This window comes from Vibrio sp. ED002 (genome assembly GCF_023277445.1).
GTDB classification, from domain to species: domain Bacteria; phylum Pseudomonadota; class Gammaproteobacteria; order Enterobacterales; family Vibrionaceae; genus Vibrio; species Vibrio jasicida.
The window spans coordinates 2,986,220-3,012,222 of record NZ_CP080238.1 but is presented as its reverse complement, the minus strand read 5'-3'; the positions used below and the strand labels follow the sequence as shown (position 1 = coordinate 3,012,222).

The following is a 26,003-nucleotide window of genomic DNA, read 5'->3' as shown; positions in this document are numbered from 1 at the left end:
AATTATTAGGCTTTCAAACGGTCAATATTTTACAGAGATGTTAACAGTGTGAAAGCAGCTTTAAGTTAGCCTGTGAGCTAGACAACAATTCATCTTTCAGTTTCTGAACGATGGAAGAAATTGTCGTCTAAAAATAGTCTTTTATATAAAGAATTAAGGTGACCCGAAAGTCACCTTAACTATTACTTTCTCAATTACAGTACTAGACGACGAATGTCTGATAGTGCACCGTTTAAGAAAGTAATGAAGCGTGCACCTTCCGCACCATCGATCACACGGTGGTCGTATGATAGAGACAGTGGAAGCTGTAGACGTGGTTCGAACTCTTTACCGTTCCACACTGGCTTCATTTCAGATTTAGATACACCTAGGATACCAACTTCTGGCGCGTTTACGATTGGTGTAAACGCTGTACCGCCGATACCGCCAAGGCTAGAGATTGTGAAACAACCGCCTTGCATATCAGCTGCAGTTAGCTTACCAGCACGTGCTTTCTTCGATACTACCATCAATTCTTCAGATAGCTCGTAGATGCCTTTCTTGTTCACGTCTTTAAATACAGGAACAACAAGGCCGTTTGGCGTATCGACTGCGATACCTACGTTCACGTACTTCTTAAGAATGATGCTTTCGCCATCTTCAGAAAGTGAAGAGTTAAACGCTGGGAATGCTTCTAGTGCTTTCGCTACCGCTTTCATGATGAACACAAGAGGAGTGATCTTCATACCAGTGTCTTTCTTCGCTTCGATTGCGTTCTGTTCTTTACGGAATGCTTCTAGCTCAGTGATGTCTGCGTTATCCCACTGTGTAACGTGAGGGATCATTACCCAGTTACGGTGTAGGTTTGCACCAGAGATCTTCTTGATCTTAGAAAGCTTCTGAACTTCAGTTTCGCCGAACTTGCTGAAGTCAACTTTTGGCCAAGGAAGTAGACCAAGTGCAGCGCCGTCGCCTTTACCAGATGCTGCTGCACCTGCGCCAGACTCAAGACGCTTAAGCGCATCTTTAACGTAAGCTTGAACGTCTTCTTTCAGGATACGGCTCTTACGACCAGTACCTTTAACCTTAGATAGGTTAACGCCAAATTCACGAGCTAGACGACGAACAACTGGAGATGCGTGTGCGTAGTCACCGTTCTCTTGGAAATCATTTGCTGCAGGAGCTTCAGCTTTTACTGCTGGAGCAGATGCTGCCGCAGGAGCTGCAGCTACAGGTGCCGCCGCTTGAGCAGGAGCAGGTGCTGCGCCTTCAACCGGGGTGCCGGCCACAACGAAAGTCATGATTAGAGAGCCAGTCGTTACTGAATCGCCTTCAGCAATCTTGATCTCTTTAACTGTACCTGCGAATGGTGCAGGTACTTCCATAGAAGCTTTGTCGCCTTCTACAGTAATTAGAGATTGCTCTTCTTCTACTGTATCGCCAACTTTAACCATGATCTCAGTAACTTCTACTTCGTCACCGCCGATATCTGGAACGTTAACTTCTTTGTCCGCTGCTACCGCAGGAGCCGCCGCAGGTGCTGCTGGCGCTTCAACCGCTGCAGGAGCTGGAGCCGCTGCGCCTGAGCCAGCTACCTCAAATACCATCACAAGAGAGCCAGTTGTTACTGAATCGCCTTCAGCAATCTTGATCTCTTTAACCGTACCTGCAAATGGTGCTGGTACTTCCATAGAAGCTTTGTCGCCTTCTACAGTTAGAAGTGATTGCTCTTCTTCTACTGCATCGCCCACTTTAACCATGATCTCAGTAACTTCTACTTCGTCGCCACCGATATCAGGAACGTGAACTTCTTTTAGTTCTGCTGCCGCTGCTGCTGGAGCTGGAGCTGCTGCTGGAGCCGCTTCTGCCGCAGGAGCAGGTGCAGCGTCAGCTGCACCCTCGGCTTCGAAAATCATGATAAGAGAACCAGTTGTTACTGAATCGCCTTCTGCAACTTTGATTTCTTTTACAATACCTGCTTGAGACGCTGGAACTTCCATAGAAGCTTTGTCGCCTTCAACAGTGATCAGAGACTGTTCTTCTTCAACCTTGTCGCCAACGCTTACAAGAATCTCAGTAACTTCAACCTCATCCGCACCGATGTCAGGTACATTAATTTCGATTGCCATTGCTTATTTACCTTCTAGTTAAGCGCTGTATTAAGCGTAAAGTGGGTTTGTTTTTTCAGTGTCGATGTTGAACTTAGCAATTGCTTCAGCAACAACAGACTTCTCAACATCACCACGTTTCGCTAGTTCAGTTAGTGCAGCAACTACTACGTAGCCCGCGTTAACTTCGAAGTGACGACGTAGGTTCTCACGGCTGTCTGAACGACCGAAGCCGTCAGTACCAAGAACTTTGTATGACTCAGTTGGCATGAACGCACGCACTTGCTCAGCGTAGTTCTTCATGTAATCCGTCGCAGCGATTGCTGGTTCGTTACCAAGAACAGTAGTGATGTAAGGTACTTTCGCTTCAGCTTCTGGGTGAAGCATGTTGTAACGCTCTGCATTTTGACCATCACGAGTTAGCTCGTTGAATGAAGTTACAGAGAACACGTCAGATGCTACGCCGTACTCTTCACTTAGGATAGTCGCTGCTTTACGTACTTCGTTCATGATAGTACCAGAGCTCATTAGCTGAACTTTACCCTTAGCACCTTCGTGAGACTCAAGCTTGTAAATACCTTTACGGATGCCTTCTTCAGCGCCTTCTGGCATTGCTGGCATTGCGTAGTTTTCATTCATTACTGTTAGGTAGTAGTAAATGTTTTCTTGCTCAGGACCGTACATACGACGGATACCATCTTGCATGATTACTGCTAGCTCGTAAGCGAATGTTGGGTCGTAAGAGATACAGTTCGGGATAGTGTTCGCTTGAATGTGCGAGTGACCATCTTCGTGCTGTAGACCTTCACCGTTCAGTGTTGTACGACCAGCTGTAGCACCTAGTAGGAAGCCACGAGCTTGTTGGTCACCTGCTAGCCATGCCATGTCACCAATACGTTGGAAACCGAACATTGAGTAGTAGATGTAGAACGGGATCATTGGCAGATCGTTTGTGCTGTAAGAAGTAGCAGCAGCAACCCAAGATGCCATTGAACCTAGTTCGTTGATACCTTCTTGAAGAACTTGACCTGACGTTGCTTCTTTGTAGTAAGAAACGATGCCTTTATCTTCAGGTGTGTATTCTTGACCGTCTGGGTTGTAGATACCCACTTGACGGAATAGACCTTCCATACCGAACGTACGCGCTTCATCACAGATGATAGGAACGATGTTCTTACCGATGTTCTTGTCTTTAAGCAGGATGTTCAACGTACGTACGTAAGCCATAGTCGTTGAGATTTCACGCTTCTGAGCACCAAGTAGAGGAGCAAACTCTTCTAGCTCTGGTACTTTGAACTCTTGTGTGAACTTAGGTAGACGCTGTGGCGTGTAACCTTTCAGTGCTTTACGACGAGCATGTAGGTATTCGTACTCAGCAGAACCTTCTTCCAGTTTTAGGTAAGGCAGTTCAGCTACTTTCTCATCAGAAAGGATGTCTTGTAGACCTAGACGATCACGTAGGTATTGTACGTGAGTCATGTCCATCTTCTTAACACCGTGAGCGATGTTCTTACCTTCAGCCGCTTCACCCATGCCGTAACCTTTAACAGTCTTAGCTAGGATTACCGTTGGCTTACCACCTGTCTCTTTTGCATTGTTGAATGCAGCAAACAGTTTAGAAGAATCGTGACCACCACGCTTCAGTTCGAAGATTTGGTCATCAGTCATGTCTGCAACTAGTGCAGCAGTCTCAGGGTACTTACCAAAGAAGTGCTCACGTACGTATGCGCCATCTTTAGATTTGAATGTTTGGTAGTCGCCATCGATCGTTTCGTTCATAAGCTGTAGTAGCTTACCAGTCGTATCTTTAGCTAGTAGTGCATCCCAGTTGTTACCCCAGATAACTTTAACTACGTTCCAACCTGCGCCTTTGAATAGACCTTCAAGTTCTTGAATGATCTTACCGTTACCCATTACAGGGCCATCTAGACGCTGAAGGTTACAGTTGATTAGGAAACATAGGTTGTCTAGCTTCTCACGCGCAGCGAAAGAAATTGCACCACGTGATTCTGGCTCATCCATCTCACCGTCGCCTAGGAAAGCGTATACACGTTGAGCAGAAGTATCTTTAAGGCCACGGCCGTTCAGGTACTTAAGGAAACGTGCTTGGTAAATAGCAGAGATTGGACCTAGACCCATAGATACTGTTGGGAATTGCCAGAACTCAGGCATCAACTTAGGGTGTGGGTATGAAGGTACACCTTTACCGTCTACTTCTTGACGGAAGTTGTCTAGCTGCTCTTCAGTTAGACGGCCTTCAACGAACGCACGAGAGTAGATGCCCGGTGAGATGTGGCCTTGGTAGTAAACTAGATCGCCACCGTCCGTCTCGTTTGGAGCACGGAAGAAGTGGTTGAAACAAACTTCGTAGAATGCTGCTGCTGACTGGTAAGAAGCCATGTGACCACCAAGGTCTAGGTCTTTCTTAGAAGCACGCAATACGATCATGATTGCGTTCCAGCGAATAATCGAACGAATACGACGCTCAAGAGTTACATCACCAGGGTAAGCTGGTTCTTGTGCTGCTGGAATAGTGTTGATGTAGTTTGTGTTGATGCCAGTTGGCATATCAACGCCGTCTAGACGTGCTTTTTCTAGAACGGTTTCTAGTAGAAACTGTGCACGTTCTACACCTTCTTCACGAACAACTGATTCAAGGGCTTGTAGCCAATCTTGAGTTTCCAGTGCATCTACGTCATGCTTCATGTCAGACATGGCGATCTATCCTTCTGTTGGTTGGATCTACTTATTTAAGTAAGCGGTTCTTGTATTAAGAATCGTTACCTTGCTGAATTCGACGCAGAGAACGCTCTCGTCGAGACTCTTCTCGAGTCAAATCCAACAATGTTTCTTCGATATAAGCTAAATGTGAGTGAGACATTTCACGCGCCTTTTCAGGCTGACCAGAAACAATCGCATCCACGATATTAGCTCTGTGTTTACTTACTTTATCGACCACTTCATCGCGGCGATGTAAGAGCTTTAGATTCTGTAGAACATTCTGCTCAAGCAAAGGCGCAAGGCTACGAACAATATGAAGGAGAACGACGTTATGCGCTGCTTCGGTTAATGCAATCAAAAATTGCATTACTGCTGCCGCTTCTGCTTCAACGTTGCCGCCCTTTTGCTCTTCGCTGATTTGATTCAAGCATGCCTGAATACGAGCAAAATCTTCATCGGTACCACGTAATGCTGCAAAGTACGCTGAAATGCCTTCCATCGCATGGCGCGATTCAAGCAAGTCCAATTGCGTCTCTGAGTGGGTAGATAACAAATTCAGCAAAGGGTCTGAGAAACTCTTCCAGATGTTTTCACTTACGAATGTGCCACCGCCTTGACGACGAGTAAGCAGACGTTTCGCTTCCAAACGCTGAATGGCTTCACGGACAGATGGACGAGACACATCGAACTGCTTTGCGAGTTCGCGCTCTGGTGGCAATTGCTGCCCCGGAGAGAGTGTTCCTTCCACAATCAACCTTTCTAACTCTTGTTCAATAACATCAGAGAGTTTTGGCTGACGAATCCTTTGATAAGCCATAATTTATTGTTCTTCTACTCTTGCAGGTAATTGGTAATACCAATTTTAAGTTGGTGCAGAAATTAACATAATTAAAACGTGACTGTCCAGCCAAAAGTTGACCTAAATCATAGAACGGACTTACAACCAACACTTTGATAACAATCGACCATTAAAACAGCAATAAAATTGGTATGACCAATTACATAAACAAAACAGATGGGAAGTCTTCGTGCCAGTAAATTTGATCAACAAAAACAAAAATGACAAAAAAACCGGGTCATTTTTTCGTCACGAACCGTTTTAACGCCCCAAAATGTCGTTAACTTTTAACAAGCCTTCATATTTCTTGTATCAAAAAAAGGCATACCTGAGTGTATGCCTTATTTATTTCTGTTTTTTGAATTTACACTTTTGCTACAAGTTAACTTTGTACTTGTTGTCTGAACTTGGCCCAGTCAAAGCTTAGCCCAGGATCGGCTTTTCTCAAGGGAGCGATATACTGATGCCCCGTAATTCTCGGCAAGGTAATTTTTGGGTAGGAATGCATAACGGATTGGGTCAATGCAGTAAGTGATTGATATTGCTCTTCTGTGTACGCAACAAACTCGGTGCCTTCCAACTCAATACCAATTGAATAGTCATTACAACGTTCACGGCCAGCGAAGCTAGATTGTCCGGCATGCCAAGCTCTGTCTAAAAAAGAAACAAACTGAACAATCTCGCCATCACGCTTAATTAAACAATGTGCCGAAACGCCCATTTTGTGAATTACTTCAAAAAATGGATGGGCATTGGGGTCAAGATTACCGGTAAAAAAGTCCTCTATATAACATCCACCAAATTGACCCGGAGGCAAGCTGATGTTGTGCACCACCAGCAGAGAGATATCTTCTTTGTCTGAACGAGCATCAAAAAATGGCGAAGGGACATGCTTCGCTTGCGTCAACCAACCATTCTCGATTTTTAGGCACATATCAACCTCTCTACTTTGCAAATTAACTGCTGAAATTATTGACACCGGAGAGTATCATTCGTTGCCATCTCCCTTTCAAGACTAGATTTGCGATGAAGAACACACACAACAGCCAAGAACGCCTAGAATATCTTAAGCAACAACTTCCATTAGAAATCACTCGCGCTGTAGCCGATACCCTAAAAGAAGATCTAGGTGGTACATTGGATGTCGATAAAGACATCACCGCATCGCTTATCCCAGCTGACGCGATTAACACTGCAACCATCATCACTCGTGAACACGGTGTGTTTTGTGGCCAAGCGTGGGCAGATGAAGTATTCAAACAACTGGGTAGCAAAGTGACCATCGAATGGCATGTCAAAGATGGTGACAAGGTAGAACCAAATCAGACACTGTGTACATTGACTGGCCCTGCTCGTGATTTGCTCACTGGCGAGCGCAACGCAATGAACTTTATTCAAACCCTTTCAGGTTGCGCGACCATTACCGCTGAGTACGCAGAAAAAGTTGCTCATACAGAGTGCCGTCTATTAGATACACGTAAAACGATTCCAGGTTTACGTAGCGCGCTTAAATACGCAGTAGCTTGTGGTGGCGGTTTCAACCATCGTATTGGTGTATTCGATGCTTACCTAATTAAAGAAAACCACATCATTGCTTGTGGTGGTATTACTCAAGCGATCACGACAGCAAAAGAGTTGAACCCTGGTAAACCAGTTGAAGTAGAAACCGAAAGCTTGGATGAGCTAAATGAAGCAATTGAAGCAGGTGCCGACATCATCATGCTAGACAACTTCACTACCGACATGATGCGTGAAGCGGTAGACATCAACGCAGGTCGTGCGGCATTAGAAAACTCAGGTAATGTAACCTTAGAAACCATCGCTGAATACGCAGAAACTGGCGTAGATTACATCTCGGTGGGTGCTTTGACTAAGCACCTAAAAGCGATGGACCTTTCGATGCGCTTTAAGTAAATAGAGTACCGACAACAATATTAACTTCCGAAAAGTCAGCATGTTGTAATCTGATTCACTAAATAGAGGGCCGCAAGGCTCTTTATTTTTATCCACTAAAAAAATAACACCCCTCGCAAAACCTTGCATGCAATATGCAACTTCAACCTAAAGATTTTTACCTCACTCGGAAGGCATCCCCTTGCTAGTTTCCACTTGTTTCTACTCTTTTTACTCTTCTGCTCCATGCATAAGCATTAACTAAATTTCTCTTAAGGAAACAAAATGAAAACGAATAAACAGAAGAAGCAGCAAGGTTTTACGCTGATTGAATTGATGATTGTGGTAGCAATTATTGGTGTTTTGTCAGCTGTAGCTATCCCTGCATATAAAGATTATGTAAAGAAAAGCGAAGTCGCATCTGCCGTTGCAACAATGAAGTCTTTAATTACACCAGCAGAGCTTTACTACCAAGAAAATGGGGATATCACAACCTCGACTAACTTAGGAGACTTGGGAATATCCTCTGGCTCAACAAGTTTGGGGACACTTGCACCAAAAGCAGGACAAATTGAGTTGTCATTAACAAACATTAGTGGCGCTAAAATTACAATAACTAGAGACGCGAATGCTGGTTGGATCTGTGATGCTACAGGTGACGCTGCAGACTTAGTAACTGGCTGTAAATAGTGCTAACCAACCTCTCAACGGTTCTTCGTCAAGCGGGAATACTAACCTTCTCCCAAGAAGAATCGTTACTTGAGCAAGCTAAAGCTTCTGGCATTTCAATGCCGGAGGCTTTGCTCAATTCTGGTTTTTTCCAATCTCATGAATTGACGGAGCACCTAAGCTCTGTTTTTGGGCTTTCTTGCACCTCTCTCAATCAATACGAATACGCTTCGTTATGCCAAACGCTGGGCTTACGTGATCTGATCACTCGCCATAATGCTCTGCCACTTAATCGCAGTTCTTCTACTTTGATATTGGCGGTGGCTGATCCGACTAATCTTCAGGCTGAAGATGACTTTCGTTTTGCGACAGGACTACAGGTTGAGCTTGTTCTTGCGGATTTTCGTGAACTCAGTGCGGCAATTAGGCGCTTATATGGTCGAGCACTAGGACAAGAAAAGTCCGGATTAAAAGAGATCAACCAAGATGAACTGGCAGGTCTGGTTGATATTGGTGCAGATGAAATCGACAACATCGAAGACCTCAGCCAAGACGAAGCACCTGTCAGTCGTTACATTAATCAGATTTTGTTGGATGCCGTGCGTAAAGGCGCTTCGGATATTCACTTTGAACCCTACGAAAACATGTATCGCGTGCGCTTACGTTGTGATGGTATTCTCGTTGAAAGCCAACAACCACCGAGTCATTTAAGTCGCCGTTTATCGGCGCGTATTAAAATCTTATCCAAACTCGATATCGCCGAGCGACGCTTACCGCAAGATGGTCGTATCAAGCTTAAGCTAAACCAAGATACTGCAATTGATATGCGCGTATCGACACTACCAACGCTATTCGGCGAAAAAATAGTACTGCGTTTGCTCGACAGCAGCTCCGCCTCACTAAATATTGACCGCTTGGGTTACAGCGATGAGCAGAAGCAACTTTATCTGGATGCGCTAAAACGGCCACAAGGCATGATTTTAATGACAGGCCCGACGGGAAGTGGCAAAACCGTCTCGCTCTATACAGGCTTAAGTCTTCTAAACAAAACAGAGATCAATATCTCTACAGCGGAAGACCCCGTTGAAATTAACCTGCCTGGCATCAACCAAGTGCAAGTCCAGCCCAAAATTGGCTTTGGTTTTTCTGAAGCACTTCGTTCTTTCTTACGTCAGGATCCTGATGTGGTCATGGTGGGTGAGATCCGCGATCTAGACACGGCAGAAATCGCTATTAAAGCCTCACAAACTGGCCACTTAGTTCTGTCTACTCTGCACACCAACTCTGCCGCTGAAACCGTGATTCGCTTATCCAATATGGGGGTTGAGAGCTTTAACCTTGCTTCATCATTGAGCTTGATCATCGCTCAACGCTTGGCAAGAAAGCTATGCCCTCAGTGCAAACAACCTCAAGAGCCGAATGCACAACTGCAACATATTGGCATCCACTCCACGGAAAACATCTTTCAAGCGAACCCAGATGGCTGTAACGAATGTACCCAAGGTTATTCTGGTCGAACCGGCATTTATGAAGTGATGCGCTTTGACGAGACGCTTTCCGAAGCACTAATCAAAGGCGCATCCGTTCATGAATTAGAAAAACTTGCTATCAAAAACGGCATGCACACCTTACAAATGTCCGGTATAGAAAAACTCAAACAAGGCATCACCAGCTTTAGCGAATTGCAACGCGTTCTCTACTTCTGATCTTTACGTTTATTAGGCAATCATCGACTCTATGAAAACTAACGCCCCACAACTTAAAAGTTTCCGCTGGAAAGGCACGAACAGCTCAGGGAAGAAAACCTCCGGACAAGTGTTAGCCATGACAGAAATTGAAGTGCGAGAACGCCTGGATGCTCAACACATTAAAATTAAGAAGCTTAAGAAAGGCAGTATTTCTTTTATCACGAAACTGAGTCATCAAGTCAAAGGCAAAGACATTACGGTATTTACCCGTCAAATCGCTACCATGTTAATGACCGGCGTTCCCATCGTTCAAGCTCTGAAGCTTGTCTCAGAAAACCATAGAAAAGCTGAGATGAAATCAATACTGATGAGCGTAACACGAGCAGTAGAAGCAGGTACGCCAATGTCCAAAGCCATGCGCACCGCCAGCACGCATTTTGACCCACTCTATACTGATTTAATCGCAACCGGTGAGCAGTCAGGTAACTTACCTCAGGTATTTGAACGTCTGGCGACTTACCGAGAAAAAAGCGAACAATTGAAAGCAAAAGTTATCAAAGCACTCATCTATCCGGCGATGGTAGTTTTGGTCGCGCTAGGGGTCTCCTACCTCATGCTCACCAAAGTGATACCTGAGTTCGAAAAGATGTTTGTTGGCTTTGGCGCCGACCTGCCTGCATTTACTCAAATGGTCTTAAATCTTTCGGCATGGACACAAAATTGGGGGCCTTTTATTGGGCTCAGTGCATTAAGCTTATTTATTTCCTCCCGTATCATGGCTAAACGTTCGGATTCTTTCCGATTATTGTTGGCTCGATCGAGCTTAAGATTTCCTATACTCGGCCCCGTCTTATCCAAAGCGGCGATTGCGAAATTCAGCCGTACTCTTGCAACCAGTTTTACCGCCGGTATCCCCATTTTGACAAGCTTAAAAACCACCTCTAAAACATCCGGTAATATGCATTATCAACTTGCCATCGAAGAGGTCTACCGAGATACCGCAGCGGGTATGCCAATGTACATCGCAATGCGCAATTGCAACGTATTCCCAGAATTGGTGCTGCAAATGGTAATGATCGGTGAAGAATCCGGACGTTTAGACGATATGCTCAACAAAATTGCCGCGATCTATGAGTTTGAAGTGGATAACACCGTCGACAATCTGAGTAAAATTTTAGAGCCGTTGATCATTGTTTTTCTTGGGGTCGTCGTTGGCGGATTGGTCACAGCAATGTACTTACCAATCTTTAACTTAATGAGCGTATTGGGATAGAATGTTGCTTTAGCAAATTAATCCCATCAAAACAGCACTTTGCTATTTGATTCATCGTTCAAGAGACAGATATGGAAGTATTCCAGTACTACCCATGGCTATTCGTTGTATTTGCCACAATTTTTGGTTTGATCGTGGGTAGTTTCCTCAACGTGGTTATTTACCGCTTACCCAAGATCATGGAACTAGAATGGCGACGCGAGTGCGCTGAATCATTCCCTGAATACAAAATTGAAGCACCGAAGGAAACACTGACCTTAAGTGTCCCTCGTTCTTCCTGCCAACAGTGCGGAACGCCGATCCGCATTCGTGACAACATTCCTGTCATTAGCTGGCTGCTTCTGAAAGGAAAATGCCATAACTGTAAATCCTCGATTAGTGCTCGCTACCCTCTCATCGAATTGCTTACTGCTTTTGGTTCGGGTTTTATCGCGTTTCACTTCGGTTTTAGTTACTTCACTGTTGCGCTGGTTTTCTTTACCTTTGTATTGATTGCCGCCACGTTTATCGACCTCGATACTATGTTGCTACCAGACCAACTAACGCTGCCATTAATGTGGGCAGGTATTGCACTTGCATTGTCTGGCGTTAGTCCTGTTAACCTGCAAGACGCCATCATTGGCGCGATGGCTGGTTACTTGTGTCTTTGGAGTGTTTACTGGGTATTTAAGCTTCTGACTGGCAAAGAGGGCATGGGCTATGGTGACTTCAAACTGCTTGCTGCCCTTGGTGCATGGTTAGGCTGGCAATCACTGCCGATGATCATTTTACTGTCGTCGGTTGTGGGCGTTATTTTCGGCCTGATACAACTGCGTTTACAAAAACAGGGTATCGAAAAAGCGTTCCCCTTTGGCCCTTACCTTGCGATTGCAGGTTGGGTGAGCCTTATTTGGGGTAACCAGATTCTGAACTGGTACTTCACGTCGATTCTAGGAGTGTAAATGGCTTTTGTTATTGGCCTAACAGGCGGCATTGCAAGCGGTAAAACCACCGTTGCAAACTTATTCAAACAGCAGTTCAAAATTGATATTGTCGATGCTGATATCGTGGCTCGCGAAGTTGTTGAGCCGGGAACTCCCGGACTTAATGCCATCGTTGAACACTTTGGTGCGGATATTGTTCGCGATGATCAGACACTTGATAGAGCAAAATTAAGAGAGCAAATTTTCTCTAATCCGGACGAGAAAGCGTGGCTAAACGCCCTACTACATCCGATGATCCGCGAAAAAATGATCGAAGATTTAGAGCAAGTGGAGTCCGAGTATGCGCTACTGGTTGTTCCGCTCTTAATCGAAAACAAGCTTGATAGCCTGTGTGATCGAGTCCTTGTGGTTGATGTTGAACCGGAAACTCAAATCGCAAGAACGGTAAAACGTGATAATGTAAGTGAAGATCAAGCTCGTGCGATCTTAGCCTCACAAGCAACACAAGCGCAAAGACTCGCGATTGCGAATGATGTGGTGAGAAATAACCCAAACGACCCTGATCTTTTGCTTCAAATCACAGATTTACACGAAAAGTACCTAGCCATGTGTAAGAAAAATCTGCGAAAATAGGAATGAAACTCACCAAGGCTTATGTCGATGACCACGCACAAATTTGAACATCCGTTAAATGAGAAAACTCGCATCTATCTGAGAGTTGAGTCTTTGCTGCGTCAGGCTCACCTAGCCTCTGGTTTTGCCGATAATCACCAATATCAGTTGTTCTTCCGTGCGCTTTTCGACATGGTTGAAATCTTTGAGCAGATTCAATTGAAAAGTGAGTTGGCAAAAGATCTTGAGAAACAACGTTTAGCCTACCGAAATTGGCTGAACGTTGAAGGCGTCGATCAGCAAGCGTTAAGTGAGCTACTAAAAGAGATCGATGTGGTTCATAGCCAACTGATGACTGCTGAACGTTTCGGCCAAGCGTTGAAAGAAGATCGTTTTTTAAGCTCAATTCGCCAGCGCTTTAATCTTCCTGGTGGTTCTTGCTGTTTTGATTTGCCAGCCTTGCATTATTGGTTACACCTTCCTATCGAACGCAAAAAGCACGATGCAGCCCAATGGCAAGAGAGCTTAAAGCCGTTGTCCGATGCACTCGCTTTATGGCTAAAACTGACTCGCGAAACAGGCCACTTCAAAGCACAAATCGCTCGTGCAGGCTTCTTCCAAAGCGACGCTGATGAAGCGAATATCCTTCGTTTACACATCCCTATGGAATATGGCGTCTATCCGATGATTTCAGGCCATAAGAACCGCTTCGCGATTAAGTTTATGTCGTTTGAAAGCGGACAAGCTTGCACGCAAGACGTTGAGTTTGAACTCGCGGTTTGTAGCTAAAACCAACGCACACTATTATTTCTATACCCCCTTTGACACCTCAACATAATGGGACTCTTTAATCATGTCTAAAATTACTATCGTGCCATGCCCACAATGCGGTGCAGACGTAGAATGGGGAGAGCAAAGCCCTCACCGCCCTTTTTGTAGCAAGAAATGCCAAATGATTGATTTTGGCGAATGGGCTGACGAAGAAAACGCCATTGCTGGCGCACCGGATATGTCGGACAGCGATGGATGGTCTGAAGACCAGTACTAAAGAATTGAGAGGCTAGAGTCGAGAAACGAAAACTCTACACTTCGAGAATAGAGAGAGGGGTTGATGTGGAACATCAGCCCTTTTTATTTTTCGGGATTCGGTTCATTTTGTCTTTCTAAGGACAAGCTCTGCCAACAACCTTTCGAGGCCATACTTCTTGCACTAGCTACACCTCTCAGTTCCTAAAGCGAGAAGCTCTCGAATCTCGTAGCGTTCCCGATTCTCGAAGGACAACGTCCACTCCCTAAACCCAGCGTCTTTTTCCTCGCATAAAAAAACGGAGCCCAATTGGGCTCCGTTTACTATGAGAACGCTAGTTATAGCATTACTTCTTAGCAAGTTTCTCTTTGATACGAGCAGACTTACCAGAACGCTCACGTAGGTAGTACAACTTGGCACGACGTACTGCACCACGGCGTTTAACTTCGATGCTATCAACGATTGGAGAGTGTGTTTGGAACGTACGCTCAACACCTTCACCGTTAGAGATCTTACGTACAGTGAAAGCAGAGTGTAGACCACGGTTACGGATTGCGATTACAACGCCTTCGAAAGCCTGTAGACGCTCACGCTCACCTTCTTTAACTTTAACCTGAACTACAACAGTGTCACCTGGTGCAAATTTAGGCAGGTCTGATTTCATTTGCTCTTCTTCAAGAGCTTTGATGATGTTACTCATTTTTTAAATTCCTAGAATAAACTGATACTAAATAAATTAGGTTACTTTGCGTTATGTTCAGTAATGAACTCAGCAAGTAATTGTTCCTGTTCGTCAGTCAGAGCTAGGTTTTCCAGGAGCTCTGGTCTTCTTAGCCAAGTTCGGCCCAGCGACTGTTTTAGTCGCCATTGACGAATATCCTTATGGTTGCCTGACATCAGTACCGCTGGCACTTCTTTATCATCCAACATTTCAGGACGCGTATAGTGAGGGCAATCTAACAAACCATTTGCAAAAGAATCTTCTTCTGCTGACGCAAAATCGCCTAGTACACCCGGAACAAACCGAGAGACTGAATCGATCAGTGTCATGGCTGGTATTTCACCACCCGTCATCACAAAATCTCCAATCGACCATTCTTCGTCGACTTCAGATTGAATGATACGCTCATCTACCCCTTCGTAACGGCCACAAATCAGAAGTAAATTCTCATTCGTTGCCAGTTCTTCCACTCCCTTTTGGTCGAGCTTGCGACCTTGAGGAGAAAGGTAAATGACTTTCGTCTTACCCGGTGAGGCTGCTTTCGCGGTATGAATGGCATCGCGCAAAGGCTGAACCATCATTAACATACCAGGACCACCACCGTAAGGTCGGTCATCGACAGTGCGATGTTTGTCGTGAGTGAAATCGCGAGGATTCCAAGTCTCAATTGACAAAAGACCTTTTTTAACCGCTTGACCTGTTACTCCAAATTCAGTAACAGAACGGAACATTTCAGGAAAAAGGCTAATAACGCCAACCCACATGTTTATCTCGCTCTGTAGTTTTGGAGATTAGAATCCAGGATCCCAGTCAACTTCGATCCGTTGAGCTGTGCGATCAACTTTAATGATCACTTGCTCTTCAAGGAACGGGATTAATCGTTCCTTCTGCCCGAAAGCATCTTTTAGATTTGCTTTAACAACCAGAACATCGTTTGAGCCAGTTTCTAGAATGTCATTAACGACACCCAGATCGTAACCTTTAGTGGTTACCACTTGCATCCCAAACAATTCACGCCAGTAGAATTCTTCTTCTGACAATTCAGGTAGTACCGCAGGGTCAATAGCAATTTCAAAGTTGGTCATCAGCTGCGCGTCTTCGCGAACGTCCAACCCTGCTAGCTTGCATACATAGCCTTGACCATGACGCTTCCAGCTTTCTACTTTGTACTCAACCCACGTACCCTTTTGGTTAACAAACCAAGGGCTGTAATCGAAAATGCTTTCAGCATTGTCTGTGTAGGAAAAAACTTTAAGCCAACCACGAATGCCGTAAGTAGCACCAAACTTGCCTACAACAATCTTCTCGTTGCTCATCGTTTCTTTACCTTTCATCGACATAAACTAGTTTCTACTTCTTAAAAGAATTAAGCCGCTTTTTGAGCGTCTTTAACTAGCTTAGCAACGCGGTCAGATAGAGACGCGCCTTGACCAACCCAATGGTTAACGCGGTCTAGGTCTAGACGTAGACCTTCTTCTTGACCTTTAGCAGTTGGGTTGAAGAAACCAACTTTCTCGATGAAACGGCCAGTTGCAGCGTTGCGGCTGTCCGCTACTACGATTTGATAAAATGGACGCTTTTTAGCGCCGTGACGTGCCAAACGAATGGTTACCATGTCGTCCTCTTTGCTTTCTCAAAAATAAAATTAACCCCAATAATCATCCATAAAACTGAACAATCTGGGGTCTCGTGCCAAAATAAAGCTCCGGAATTTTACTCTTATCCCGAAGCAATGCAAGGTATTTAGTTACTTTTTCACCAACATAAATTGAAATTCAAGTTTGTGATGTAGCTAACACCCTGAAACTAAAGTCTAGGCAATCGTTTAACGACCAAATGGATTGAAGCCACCGCCTCCACCCATACCGCCGCCCATCATGCCTTGCATGTTGCGCATCATGCCTTTCATGCCGCCCTTTTGCATTTTCTTCATCATCTTTTGCATTTGGGTAAACTGCTTAAGCAGACGGTTAACGTCTTGTACCTGAACACCCGAGCCTGCTGCGATACGTTTTTTACGTGAGCCTTTGATGATTTCCGGGCGTTGACGTTCTTTCATTGTCATTGAGCTGATGATCGCTTCCATTTGCTTGAACATCTTGTCATCAACTTTGTCTTTCACGTCTGACGGCAATTGAGACATACCTGGCAATTTGTCTAGCATGCCCATCATGCCACCCATGTTTTGCATTTGACCTAGCTGCTCACGGAAGTCTTCAAGGTCAAAACCTTTCTTCTCTTTGAACTTTTTCGCTAGTTTTTCTGCTTTGTCTTGGTCGACATTGCGTTGTAGGTCTTCAATCAGAGACAGTACATCACCCATGCCTAGAATACGCGATGCAATACGATCTGGGTGGAATGGTTCTAGTGCGTCAGTCTTTTCACCCACACCGAGGAATTTAATTGGCTTACCCGTGATATGACGAACCGATAGCGCCGCACCACCACGTGCATCACCATCCACTTTAGTCAGAATCACACCGGTTAGCGGTAGCGCATCACCGAATGCTTTCGCTGTGTTCGCCGCATCTTGACCTGTCATTGCATCAACAACGAACAGTGTCTCGACCGGGTTAATAGCAGAGTGAAGATCTTTAATCTCACCCATCATTTCTTCATCGATAGCCAAACGACCTGCGGTATCGACAATAAGCACGTCATAGAATTTCTTCTTCGCGTGGTCGATCGCGGCATTCGCAATATCAAGTGGTTTTTGATCTGGTGACGATGGGAAGAAGTCGACGCCGATGTCTGATGCTAGAGTTTCTAGCTGTTTGATTGCCGCAGGACGGTAAACGTCGGCCGACACAACCAAGACTTTCTTCTTATCACGCTCTTTTAGAAGCTTAGAAAGCTTACCTACCGATGTGGTTTTACCCGCACCTTGTAGGCCCGCCATTAAAAGAACGGCTGGCGGCTGCGCTGCTAGATTTAGGGCTTCGTTAGATTCACCCATTACACCTTCAAGCTCTGCTTGAACGATCTTGATGAATTCCTGACCCGGAGTCAGCGATTTAGAAACTTCTACGCCCACCGCTTTTTCTTTAACGCGGTTAACAAACTCACGCACAACAGGAAGGGCAACGTCCGCTTCCAAAAGCGCCATGCGCACTTCACGTAGGGTTTCTTTAATGTTGTCTTCGGTCAGACGACCTTTGCCACTGATATTTTTCAGCGTTTTGGATAATCTATCCGTTAAATTCTCAAACATCTTTGTCTCTTCGCTAAAATGGCGATTAATTAGTGTGAGTATACCTTAGCCAACGTCACAGTCATACCCGAACACTGCTCTTATCATTAACTTGAGGGCTAACTTGTTAATTTCAATATCTCATCTCTCGTGATTGATGAAGGATCTACCGTAGCCCCAAAGAGTAATGCAAGGTATAATTTTTAGCATCGTGCACAATAACTCTTAGGATTCATGGATAGCTTAATTGCCATCGCGGCCGCCATACTTTACGTTTTGGCGATAGCGACCATCATACCTGGACTCTCTCAGCAGTCAGGAATCAAAGTCAAAACCGTATTTGCCAGTGCGGCATGTGCGCTTGTTTTTCATGCTTGGATTCTGAGTGACCTGATATTTGACGGCTCAGGGCAAAACCTCAGTATTCTTAATGTTGCTTCGCTAATAAGTTTTATTATTTCTTTGGTCATGAGTGTGGCAATGCTTAAGAATCGCTTATGGTTCTTGCTGCCTGTGGTATACAGTTTTGCTGCTATCAATTTATCTGCAGCAACGTTTTTACCAAGCACATTTATTAGACATTTAGAAAACGACCCTAAGTTACTTATTCACATTTCGTTCGCACTCTTCTCTTACGCCACGTTGACCATTGGTGCACTCTACGCACTCCAGTTAGCTTGGCTTGATCACAAACTTAAAACGAAAAAATCACTCGCAATCAATCCAAACTTACCGCCACTCATGATGGTAGAGCGTCAGCTATTCAAAATTATCTTGATTGGTAACTTGTTGCTCACGGCAACGCTGATTACTGGTTTTGTGTTTGTACAAGACATGTTTGCTCAAGGTAAAGCCCACAAGGGAATCCTTTCTTTCATCGCTTGGATTGTGTACTCAATTCTGCTTTGGGGTCACTACCATAAAGGGTGGCGAGGCAAAAAAGTGACTTGGTTTGCGGTTGCAGGTGCGACTTTGTTGACCTTGGCGTACTTTGGTAGTCGCTTCGTGAAAGAGATCATCTTAAGTTGATACTTTCCATCGATTAAATGCAATTAATAAGGAGCCTTGTGCTCCTTATCCTTTATATTGCCGAGCAAATAAAATAGAGTACCCCTTATTCCATTGACTTCATGACCTAGCTCGGTCATAAATTAACCAAACACATAAAAGGAACTGCTGCGTTTTGGACGACATATCTACGGGTATCTTATTTGCGCTACTCGCGTGTCTTATCGTCATATCAGGTTACTTCTCCGGTTCAGAAACAGGGATGATGTCTTTGAACCGTTACCGCTTAAAGCACTTAGCCAATAATGGGCATAAAGGGGCGAAGCGAGTCGAAAAGCTTCTCGACCGCCCAGATCGCCTTATTGGCCTGATCCTTATTGGCAACAACCTCGTTAATATCCTCGCTTCCGCTATCGCAACCATTTTAGGTATGCGTTTGTATGGCGATTTAGGGGTCGCAATTGCAACTGGTGCTCTCACTATGGTGGTGCTGGTTTTTGCAGAGGTGACACCGAAAACGATCGCATCGCTCTATCCGGAGCGCGTCTCTTATGCGAGCAGTATCCTTCTTACTATTTTAATGAAGGTACTGTCACCACTCGTCATGTTGGTGAACTTTATTACTAACGGCTTTATCCGTTTACTCGGCGTAAAAGCCGATCACACCACAGAAGACCACCTTAGCTCAGAAGAGTTGCGTACCGTGGTAAATGAAGCTGGCGGCCTCATTCCTCGTCGTCACCAAGACATGCTGGTGTCTATTTTGGACCTAGAGCACGTCACAGTGAATGACATCATGGTGCCTCGTAATGAGATCACTGGCATCGACATCAATGACGATTGGAAATCTATCGTTCGTCAGCTGACTCACTCTCCTCATGGCCGTATTGTGCTGTACCGTGACCAAATTGATGAAGTGGTTGGTATGCTGCGTCTGCGTGAAGCTTATCGCTTAATGCTAGAGAAGAACGAGTTCAACAAAGAGACACTGCTACGCGCAGCCGATGAGGTGTACTACATTCCTGAAGGCACGCCACTGAACGTACAGATGTTGAAGTTTCAACGTAATAAACAGCGTATCGGTTTAATTGTCGATGAGTATGGCGACATTAACGGACTAGTGACGTTAGAAGATATTCTGGAAGAGATCGTCGGTGAGTTTACCACATCAATCGCACCGAGCTTGTCCGAAGAGATCACACCGCAAGGTGATGGTAGCTTCTTAATTGAGGGCAGTGCAAATATTCGAGACATCAACAAAGGTTTGAAGTGGAAACTGCCAACTGACGGACCAAGAACCCTCAATGGCTTGATCCTTGAACATCTGGAAGATATTCCTCAAAGCCATTTGAGTGTGCAAGTTTCTGGGCACCCAATGGAAATTGTTCAAGTAGAAGAGAACCGTATCAAGCTTGTAAAAGTGTATCCAAAGCTGAAGAAAAACAGCTAAGTGTGAACAAAATATCACGCCTTAAATCGCAAAGAAAAAGAGCCTGACACTGTCAGGCTCTTATGTTTTCAGCTATCTGAACGAAAAGCTAAGTTAGTCGATACGTAGCTCTTTCAGCATTGATTCTGGTAGTGCCAGCTCATCATTCTTATTCACCGCAACCCCCGCTTCTAGAATGTTCTTTGCAATTTGCTTCGCTTCATCCAGAGAGTGCATTGCCGCTGTACCACATTGGTACTCGTTCAGCTCAGGAATCTTGTTTTGGTTTTCTACTTTCAATACGTCTTCCATTGCTGCAATCCAAGCGTCAGCCACTTGCTGCTCTGAAGGCGTACCGATTAGACTCATGTAAAAACCTGTACGACAGCCCATTGGTGAAATATCAATAATCTCAACACTTTCACCATTTAGATGATTGCGCATAAAGCCCGCATACAAGTGCTCTAGCGTGTGAATTCCTCGCTCAGAAAGGATGTCTTTGTTCGGGGCAGTAAAGCGCAAGTCGAATACCGTGATGGTATCCCCTTTAGGGGTTTGCATCGTTTTAGCCACTCGTACTGCAGGTGCATTCATGCGAGTGTGGTCTACGGTAAAACTGTCTAATAAAGGCATTACATCTCTCCTGATTGTAACGACCAATACTCAAGAGTATTGGCATTGATTTCTATTCATTCCCCCAGTCCAAATGAATTCGTTAGGGGGTTAAAAGAACCAGCTGCTGTTGTCTTCTAGTTCCTGACGACATTGCTTCAGCTGCCAGCCATAAGTCTTTGCGGTTTGCTCAACGCGTCTTGCAACCTTTAACAAGCTTGGCTTGCTATTATAGGTTCCGCGCTTATATCCACCACGTCCTTCATGATAAGCAAGGTACTGCTTGTAAGGATCCCACAATGAGATGCCTAATTGACGACGAGTCTCATGGGTATACCAACCGACAAACATCATTGAGTCGTCGAAGTTAGTACGTGAACCACCTTGACCCGTCGCATCTTGAAAATCTTCCCAAGCAGGGTCTTGAGCTTGAGCATAACCGTAAGCGCTACTTACGCGCCCCCATGGAATAAAGCCGAGAACGTAATCCTTTGGTGGTCGAGCGTCATGACGAAAGCTACTTTCTTGCTTGATGATCGCCATCGCCACGTTTATCGGCGTACCCCACTCTTCTTCCATGTCTTTGGCATCTTCATACCAACCAGATTTTTCTCGGAATATTTCACATAGGTTGTCTTGTTGCTTTGGGGGCGCTGTCGCACAACCGGCTAACATTACGCTTCCAAGCACAGACACCACTAACGGCTTAATGTCCAATCCCTGCCCTTACTGCTGATTATTGTTTTAGATAAGCAAAGTAATCTTCTAAGAAGTCATCAAAGGATAACGTGTCACTTTGCTCTGCTTGTTTTTGTTTCTCTACCGATGTCGCGACTTCAGTTTCCATCGCATCTGCCGAGTATTGCTCATAGCTATGTGCTAGATTTTCTTCGCGGAACTTCATACCAAGCGCACAACCCACTTTACCCAAACCGCCGTGCTCTTTGGTCAGCTCAAGCAATTGACCAGAGATAGTAAGCTCAGGCTCGTCAATCCAAGACTCCAGTTTGTCGCAAACCGCTTGGTACGCATTACCACCAGTCGCGGTGTCCATTTCAACCGCAATCTGACGAAGATCAGCGAATACACTGTGCGCCCAATCTTGCAGAGATAAACGCTCGCCTTGGCAACCGATTTGCAGCATCAAACCTTTCTCACGACCAGAAACAATAACTTTGTTCCAGTTATCACGCCAGCATTCAAGCTCGCAGTTATCCATAGGGTCAGAGTCAGAAAGCGCTGCCCATGTTAGGAATAGGTCCAAGAATCGAACTTGTTCCTCACTCACGCCAACCGCACTGAATGGGTTTACGTCTAAAGAACGGACTTCAATGTATTCAACACCCGCTCGTGTCAGAGCTTCAGATGGTTTTTCACCACTTTGCGTGACACGCTTAGGACGAATTGGAGCGTATAGCTCGTTCTCAATTTGCAGAATGTTTGAGTTCAATTGACGGTATTCGCCATCCACTTTCACACCAATCTCTGCAAACTCATCCGATGGACGACGAATAGCGTCACTTAAGCCTTCAAGATACTGTTCAATGCTGTTAAAGCCAATCTTAAGCACGCTTTGCGCGCTGTTGGTGTAACCGAGATCACTCAGACGCAGAGAGGTTGCTTTTGGTAAGAAAAGCGTCCCGCCAATTTTCTCAAATGGCAGATCAGTTTCACGTCCTTGAATGAACGAGCCACACAATGCTGGTGACGCTCCAAAGAAGTACGGGATCATCCAACCAAAACGGTAGTAGTTACGGATTAGAGCAAAGTACGCTGCGGATTTCGTTTCTTGGCGAGCTTCTTCATCTTGCTCTCCATGTAGTGCATCCCAGAACGATTCAGGGAAAGAGAAGTTGAAGTGCACCCCCGAGATAATTTGCATTAAGCTACCGTAGCGGCGTTTTAAACCTTCACGGTAAAGCGTTTTCATTTTTGCTGAGTTTGATGAGCCATATTGAGCTAGCTGAATATCATCTTCAGTGCCTACATAACATGGCATCGAAAGTGGCCACATTTTCTCTTCACCCATTTTGGTTTGAGTGAAGTGATGGATGTCTTTCAACTGCCCGATCAATTCAGGGATATCATGTGATACAGGCGTAATGAATTCCAGTAGAGATTCTGAAAAGTCTGTCGTGATCCATTTGTTTGTGAACGCTGAGCCCAAACCCTCTGGATGAGGTGTTGTTGCTAGGTGTCCATCCTGACGATAGCGCAAAGTTTCTCGCTCAACACCGCGTCCAAACTGCTTAAATACTTCTGGGTTTGATGCAACTTGTTTTAGTCGCGCAGCAAAATCAGTCAAAATGAGGTTCGCTTATATTGGGAGCAGGACACTCGCCAAGCGTGGCAAGTGAAAGCTAAGTTATTGATATATAATCCATCTAGATAAATAACCCATCAAAAAGTCATTTATCTAGTTAGAAACGAATAGCGGAGAGTCTCCTCTCCGCTATTAAATGTGTACTCTATCGAATGATTTCAAGCTCTTCCACGTCTTTCCCTAACTTTTCTAGTTGAGGGCGAAGGGATTTTGCATCCCCGACAACCACGATTTGATAGTCGTTCGGGTCAAACCATTTTTCGGCTAGAGCGTTGAGAGTCTGCTTATCAACTTTCTCAACAATAGCGTTTCGTTGCTGTAAATAGTCTTTATCCAAGTCGTATTTCAAAATATCACTGATGAGTTTCGCTTTCTGTGTTGGCGTCTCATATTTCAGCGCATCTTTTTGACCGACCGCTTGGCGCATAAATTTCAATTCATCGTCAGTCATGCCCGATTGTGAGAACTCGTTCAACTCATTCTCCATCTCGATAATAGACGCAACCGTTGAATCCGCACGCACTTGTGCAGTGAAAACAACCGAGCCAGTTTCCGCATTACCGGAGAAATAACCATAAGCACCATAAGTGTAGCCTTTGTCTTCACGAAGGTTTTGGTTGATACGGCTATTGAAGTTACCCGCCAAATTAAAGTTCGCTAGCTGACCTAGGTAAAAATCACCAGTCGCATCGTAAGGCATACCTTGGCGTACGAGCATCACGACACTTTGTGGCGCTCCAGGCTTATCCACTAGGTGAATTTGTTGCTTACCCAAAGGGTTTACTTTTTGCGGAGAATACAACGGTGCTGCTTCTGCTTTCCAGTTAGACCAAAACGTCAGTTGTTTTTCTACGTCTGCTTTATCGATATCGCCCACCGCAATGATCTGCGCTCCTTGCGGTGTATAGTGCTTCGCGTAGAAGTCTCGAACATCGTCTAGTGTTAGCGCCTTTACTCCGGCCTTGGTGCCTTCTTTTGGACGAGCAAAAGTTGAATCACCGTACAAAACTTGGCGGCTGGCTTGCGCGGCCATCCAGCTTGGTTTTTGATGTTCGTAAACTAAGCCTTCTAACGCTTGCATTTTCACTCGTTCAAAGTCTTCTTCTTTAAATGCAGGCGACAACAACATCTCTTCAACAATCTTGAGCGTTGGTGCTAGGTTTTTCTCTAGTGTGGACACACTGATGTCAGTCGTATAGCCCGTCGCATCAACAGAGATAACACTACCTAATTTATCAAGCTCAGCTTGAATCTCTTCCACACTGTGTTGCGTTGTGCCTTCTTGCAGCATCGCAGCGGTCAGCTGTGCCAGACCTTCCTTGCCTTCTTCAACAAAACGCGTCCCTGCCGGGAGACTGAACTGCATCATCATAGTTGGCGTTTCATTGCTCACCGTACCAAGTAACTCTGAACCATTATTGAAATGGATGTCGTAAAGCTTGGGCATGGTTGCTTCGACTGGAGCACCAACCGGAGGCTGAACAGAACGATCGAAGTTGTCAGTCGCACGACGGTAGGCTAACTGGTCATCCGTGATCTTTTGGTATTCAGGTAATGTGCGTTTTGGGGTGACAAATGTAGCAGGTTTCACTGCCAATTCTGTTTTCCCTCTTGGCACCACACTCAAAGTAACTTTGTTCTTCCCTTGGATAAAGTCGCTGTAAGCTTTTTCTACTGATTCTGGTGTTACTGCACGGATCTGCTCAAGCTGTTTCTCAATCAAATCAGGCTGGCCAAAGAACGTTTGGTTGGAAGCAAGTTGCGTCACCTTGCCTTTAACGCTTTCCAGTGCAAAGATCGCATTCGCTTCTTCTTGACCTTTTAGTTGGTCAAGACGGTCTTTTGTCACGCCATCTTTCGCAAACTTGTTCAGCGATACCATTAATTCATCATAAAGCTTTGACAGGTCCCCTTTGTCACCAGAATCGCCCATCGCGTAAACATAGAAGTTACAAGACAGCTCAGCACAATCATGGAATGCACCCGCATCCACTGCTTTTTGTGTCTTCACTAAATCTTGGTAGAGCACACTGTTGGTGCCGCTGCCTAATACGCTAGAAAGTGTGTCTAACGAAGTTTGGCTTGCTTCACCGCTGTAAGTGGTTGGCCAAGCAATCATTACCATTGGCTGTTGGATTCGGTCCTCCAGCGTGATGAACTTACTCTCTGCCAGCTTCGCTGGTTGTTTCGGCGCATTATCGACCTCAGGGCCGCGAGGGATAGAGCCAAAGTATTTGTTCACCCACTCAAGCGTCTGTTCAACATCAATATCGCCACCAATCGTCACCACAGCATTGTTTGGACCGTACCAACGCAAGAAGAAGGCTTTCAGATCGTTCACGTCAACACGATCGAGATCTTCCACATAGCCAATGGTTTGCCATGAATATGGATGACCTTCAGGATAAAGCGCTTCAGCCATACGCTCCCAAATCAAACCATACGGACGGTTGTCGTAGCGCTGGGCTCGTTCATTTTTTACTGTTGAGCGCTGGATCTCGAACTTGTGTTGCGAAACGGCATCAAGCAAAAAGCCCATGCGGTCCGATTCTAACCACAGCATTTTCTCAAGTTGGTTAGCTGGGACAGTTTCAAAGTAGTTAGTGCGATCACGGTTAGTTGTACCATTTAAAGTACCACCCGCTTCAGTAATGATCTTAAAGTGTTGCTGGTCACCAACGTTCTCTGAACCTTGAAACATCATGTGTTCGAAGAAGTGAGCAAAACCAGATTTACCAATTTCTTCTCGTGCAGAACCAACATGGTATGTCACATCAACGTGCACAAGTGGATCGGAATCCTCTGGTGCCAGAATCACCGTTAAACCGTTGTCTAGTTGATACTTCTGGTATGGAATTTTAACTTTGCCTTCTTCTGCTTTCGACGCTTCGACGAAAGTAACCCCATCAGGCAATGATGATACTGGGGCGTTTGATGCACAGCCCGTGATCACCAACAGTGAGCACGCGCTTACCCAAAACATTCTCAT

General features: G+C 45.1%; 23 protein-coding genes. 10 read left to right on the top strand and 13 right to left on the bottom strand.

The window, feature by feature from the left end; all coding sequences use genetic code 11:
• Positions 1-194 precede the first annotated feature (194 nt).
• From aceF to ampD, 4 genes are all read right to left on the bottom strand, one after another.
• Complete coding sequence (gene aceF, locus ITG12_RS14105; RefSeq protein WP_038878909.1) at positions 195-2,108, bottom strand: pyruvate dehydrogenase complex dihydrolipoyllysine-residue acetyltransferase; 1,914 nt, start codon at positions 2,106-2,108, stop codon at positions 195-197.
• Positions 2,109-2,138: 30 nt separating this feature from the next.
• Positions 2,139-4,802, bottom strand: coding sequence for a pyruvate dehydrogenase (acetyl-transferring), homodimeric type (aceE, locus tag ITG12_RS14100; RefSeq protein ID WP_038870495.1), 2,664 nt, complete (start codon positions 4,800-4,802; stop codon positions 2,139-2,141).
• A gap of 55 nt (positions 4,803-4,857) precedes the next feature.
• Entirely contained in the window at positions 4,858-5,625 is a 768-nt protein-coding gene (gene pdhR, locus ITG12_RS14095) for a pyruvate dehydrogenase complex transcriptional repressor PdhR (RefSeq protein ID WP_038870493.1), read from the bottom strand.
• A 403-nt stretch (positions 5,626-6,028) separates the two neighbouring features.
• Positions 6,029-6,580: a 1,6-anhydro-N-acetylmuramyl-L-alanine amidase AmpD gene (ampD, locus tag ITG12_RS14090; RefSeq protein ID WP_038870491.1), complete on the bottom strand. Its 552-nt coding sequence runs from the start codon at positions 6,578-6,580 to the stop codon at positions 6,029-6,031.
• 92 nt (positions 6,581-6,672) lie between these two features.
• Here ampD and nadC point away from each other — a divergent pair, with 92 nt between their 5' ends.
• From nadC to yacG, 8 genes are all read left to right on the top strand, one after another.
• A complete protein-coding gene (gene nadC, locus ITG12_RS14085; RefSeq protein ID WP_038878907.1) occupies positions 6,673-7,560 on the top strand; it encodes a carboxylating nicotinate-nucleotide diphosphorylase in 888 nt (295 codons plus the stop codon).
• Positions 7,561-7,824: 264 nt separating this feature from the next.
• A complete protein-coding gene (locus tag ITG12_RS14080) occupies positions 7,825-8,229 on the top strand; it encodes a prepilin-type N-terminal cleavage/methylation domain-containing protein (RefSeq protein WP_038878904.1) in 405 nt (134 codons plus the stop codon).
• Positions 8,229-9,914 (top strand): type IV-A pilus assembly ATPase PilB, encoded by a 1,686-nt coding sequence (gene pilB / locus ITG12_RS14075; protein WP_038878901.1) that lies wholly within the window; start codon positions 8,229-8,231, stop codon positions 9,912-9,914. The genes ITG12_RS14080 and pilB overlap by 1 nt, the downstream gene beginning before the upstream one ends.
• A gap of 31 nt (positions 9,915-9,945) precedes the next feature.
• A complete protein-coding gene (locus tag ITG12_RS14070; RefSeq protein WP_038878900.1) occupies positions 9,946-11,169 on the top strand; it encodes a type II secretion system F family protein in 1,224 nt (407 codons plus the stop codon).
• Positions 11,170-11,240: 71 nt separating this feature from the next.
• The gene (locus tag ITG12_RS14065) at positions 11,241-12,110 is read left to right on the top strand and encodes an A24 family peptidase (protein WP_038870483.1); all 870 of its coding nucleotides are present in this window, start codon (positions 11,241-11,243) and stop codon (positions 12,108-12,110) included.
• Positions 12,111-12,725 (top strand): dephospho-CoA kinase, encoded by a 615-nt coding sequence (coaE, locus tag ITG12_RS14060; protein ID WP_038870481.1) that lies wholly within the window; start codon positions 12,111-12,113, stop codon positions 12,723-12,725.
• Between the two features lie 27 nt (positions 12,726-12,752).
• Entirely contained in the window at positions 12,753-13,493 is a 741-nt protein-coding gene (gene zapD, locus ITG12_RS14055) for a cell division protein ZapD (protein WP_038870479.1), read from the top strand.
• A 64-nt stretch (positions 13,494-13,557) separates the two neighbouring features.
• The gene (gene yacG, locus ITG12_RS14050) at positions 13,558-13,752 is read left to right on the top strand and encodes a DNA gyrase inhibitor YacG (RefSeq protein WP_038870477.1); all 195 of its coding nucleotides are present in this window, start codon (positions 13,558-13,560) and stop codon (positions 13,750-13,752) included.
• Between the two features lie 325 nt (positions 13,753-14,077).
• Here the strand turns inward: yacG and rplS are convergent, their stop codons facing one another.
• From rplS to ffh, 5 genes are all read right to left on the bottom strand, one after another.
• A complete protein-coding gene (rplS, locus tag ITG12_RS14045) occupies positions 14,078-14,431 on the bottom strand; it encodes a 50S ribosomal protein L19 (RefSeq protein WP_038870475.1) in 354 nt (117 codons plus the stop codon).
• Between the two features lie 41 nt (positions 14,432-14,472).
• Positions 14,473-15,216, bottom strand: a complete 744-nt coding sequence (gene trmD / locus ITG12_RS14040) for a tRNA (guanosine(37)-N1)-methyltransferase TrmD (protein ID WP_038870473.1) — start codon at positions 15,214-15,216, stop codon at positions 14,473-14,475.
• A 27-nt stretch (positions 15,217-15,243) separates the two neighbouring features.
• On the bottom strand, positions 15,244-15,792 hold the full coding sequence (gene rimM, locus ITG12_RS14035; RefSeq protein ID WP_038870471.1) for a ribosome maturation factor RimM: 549 nt from the start codon (positions 15,790-15,792) through the stop codon (positions 15,244-15,246).
• 26 nt (positions 15,793-15,818) lie between these two features.
• The gene (gene rpsP / locus ITG12_RS14030; RefSeq protein ID WP_005438039.1) at positions 15,819-16,067 is read right to left on the bottom strand and encodes a 30S ribosomal protein S16; all 249 of its coding nucleotides are present in this window, start codon (positions 16,065-16,067) and stop codon (positions 15,819-15,821) included.
• Positions 16,068-16,277: 210 nt separating this feature from the next.
• The gene (ffh, locus tag ITG12_RS14025; RefSeq protein WP_038870469.1) at positions 16,278-17,663 is read right to left on the bottom strand and encodes a signal recognition particle protein; all 1,386 of its coding nucleotides are present in this window, start codon (positions 17,661-17,663) and stop codon (positions 16,278-16,280) included.
• A gap of 213 nt (positions 17,664-17,876) precedes the next feature.
• On the opposite strand from ffh, the gene ITG12_RS14020 reads away from it, so the two are divergent.
• Both ITG12_RS14020 and ITG12_RS14015 read left to right on the top strand, forming a co-directional pair.
• On the top strand, positions 17,877-18,671 hold the full coding sequence (locus ITG12_RS14020; protein ID WP_248873154.1) for an inner membrane protein YpjD: 795 nt from the start codon (positions 17,877-17,879) through the stop codon (positions 18,669-18,671).
• Between the two features lie 154 nt (positions 18,672-18,825).
• Positions 18,826-20,100 (top strand): CNNM domain-containing protein, encoded by a 1,275-nt coding sequence (locus tag ITG12_RS14015; protein WP_038870466.1) that lies wholly within the window; start codon positions 18,826-18,828, stop codon positions 20,098-20,100.
• Between the two features lie 93 nt (positions 20,101-20,193).
• On the opposite strand, the gene luxS is transcribed toward ITG12_RS14015, so the two are convergent.
• From luxS to ITG12_RS13995, 4 genes are all read right to left on the bottom strand, one after another.
• On the bottom strand, positions 20,194-20,712 hold the full coding sequence (luxS, locus tag ITG12_RS14010; protein ID WP_038870464.1) for an S-ribosylhomocysteine lyase: 519 nt from the start codon (positions 20,710-20,712) through the stop codon (positions 20,194-20,196).
• A 90-nt stretch (positions 20,713-20,802) separates the two neighbouring features.
• Positions 20,803-21,408, bottom strand: a complete 606-nt coding sequence (locus tag ITG12_RS14005) for a hypothetical protein (protein ID WP_164492027.1) — start codon at positions 21,406-21,408, stop codon at positions 20,803-20,805.
• Between the two features lie 19 nt (positions 21,409-21,427).
• Positions 21,428-22,996 (bottom strand): glutamate--cysteine ligase, encoded by a 1,569-nt coding sequence (gshA, locus tag ITG12_RS14000; RefSeq protein WP_038878898.1) that lies wholly within the window; start codon positions 22,994-22,996, stop codon positions 21,428-21,430.
• 163 nt (positions 22,997-23,159) lie between these two features.
• Entirely contained in the window at positions 23,160-26,003 is a 2,844-nt protein-coding gene (locus ITG12_RS13995; RefSeq protein ID WP_038870458.1) for a pitrilysin family protein, read from the bottom strand.

What these genes read in the sequence shown, in the direction of transcription:
- aceF (WP_038878909.1), bottom strand. Translation starts at nt 2,108, where the DNA reads ATGGCAATCGAAATTAATGTACCTGACATCGGTGCGGATGAGGTTGAA.
- aceE (WP_038870495.1), bottom strand. Translation starts at nt 4,802, where the DNA reads ATGTCTGACATGAAGCATGACGTAGATGCACTGGAAACTCAAGATTGG.
- pdhR (WP_038870493.1), bottom strand. Translation starts at nt 5,625, where the DNA reads ATGGCTTATCAAAGGATTCGTCAGCCAAAACTCTCTGATGTTATTGAA.
- ampD (WP_038870491.1), bottom strand. Translation starts at nt 6,580, where the DNA reads ATGTGCCTAAAAATCGAGAATGGTTGGTTGACGCAAGCGAAGCATGTC.
- nadC (WP_038878907.1), top strand. Translation starts at nt 6,673, where the DNA reads ATGAAGAACACACACAACAGCCAAGAACGCCTAGAATATCTTAAGCAA.
- ITG12_RS14080 (WP_038878904.1), top strand. Translation starts at nt 7,825, where the DNA reads ATGAAAACGAATAAACAGAAGAAGCAGCAAGGTTTTACGCTGATTGAA.
- ITG12_RS14070 (WP_038878900.1), top strand. Translation starts at nt 9,946, where the DNA reads ATGAAAACTAACGCCCCACAACTTAAAAGTTTCCGCTGGAAAGGCACG.
- ITG12_RS14065 (WP_038870483.1), top strand. Translation starts at nt 11,241, where the DNA reads ATGGAAGTATTCCAGTACTACCCATGGCTATTCGTTGTATTTGCCACA.
- coaE (WP_038870481.1), top strand. Translation starts at nt 12,111, where the DNA reads ATGGCTTTTGTTATTGGCCTAACAGGCGGCATTGCAAGCGGTAAAACC.
- zapD (WP_038870479.1), top strand. Translation starts at nt 12,753, where the DNA reads ATGACCACGCACAAATTTGAACATCCGTTAAATGAGAAAACTCGCATC.
- yacG (WP_038870477.1), top strand. Translation starts at nt 13,558, where the DNA reads ATGTCTAAAATTACTATCGTGCCATGCCCACAATGCGGTGCAGACGTA.
- rplS (WP_038870475.1), bottom strand. Translation starts at nt 14,431, where the DNA reads ATGAGTAACATCATCAAAGCTCTTGAAGAAGAGCAAATGAAATCAGAC.
- trmD (WP_038870473.1), bottom strand. Translation starts at nt 15,216, where the DNA reads ATGTGGGTTGGCGTTATTAGCCTTTTTCCTGAAATGTTCCGTTCTGTT.
- rimM (WP_038870471.1), bottom strand. Translation starts at nt 15,792, where the DNA reads ATGTCGATGAAAGGTAAAGAAACGATGAGCAACGAGAAGATTGTTGTA.
- rpsP (WP_005438039.1), bottom strand. Translation starts at nt 16,067, where the DNA reads ATGGTAACCATTCGTTTGGCACGTCACGGCGCTAAAAAGCGTCCATTT.
- ffh (WP_038870469.1), bottom strand. Translation starts at nt 17,663, where the DNA reads ATGTTTGAGAATTTAACGGATAGATTATCCAAAACGCTGAAAAATATC.
- ITG12_RS14020 (WP_248873154.1), top strand. Translation starts at nt 17,877, where the DNA reads ATGGATAGCTTAATTGCCATCGCGGCCGCCATACTTTACGTTTTGGCG.
- luxS (WP_038870464.1), bottom strand. Translation starts at nt 20,712, where the DNA reads ATGCCTTTATTAGACAGTTTTACCGTAGACCACACTCGCATGAATGCA.
- ITG12_RS13995 (WP_038870458.1), bottom strand. Translation starts at nt 26,003, where the DNA reads ATGAGAATGTTTTGGGTAAGCGCGTGCTCACTGTTGGTGATCACGGGC.